Source organism: Salipiger sp., assembly GCF_059781815.1.
Window position 1 is genome coordinate 1,303 of the sequence record NZ_JBYNAH010000427.1, and the last position, 246, is coordinate 1,548.

General features: G+C 64.2%; 1 protein-coding gene. It reads right to left on the reverse strand.

Annotated elements, in window-relative coordinates:
- A partial coding sequence (locus AC6RA4_RS25525) for a 2-oxo acid dehydrogenase subunit E2 (RefSeq protein WP_500165128.1) occupies positions 1-246 on the reverse strand: 246 nt, incomplete at both ends.

The window sequence follows — 246 nt, forward strand, 5'->3', positions numbered from 1 at the left end:
CATGCCCAGAATGCCCGACTGTGGCGGGTTCAGAATGGGTGAGGACATCAGCGAGCCATAAACACCCCCGTTCGAGATGGTGAAGGTGCCGCCCTGCATTTCAGCCATGCTCAGCTTGCCGTCACGGGCGCGCTTGCCCTTCTCGGCGATGGCTTTCTCGATCTCGGCGAAGGACATGCGGTCCGCGTCGCGGATCACCGGAACCACCAAGCCCTGCGGAGTGCCGGCGGCGACGCCCATGTGGAC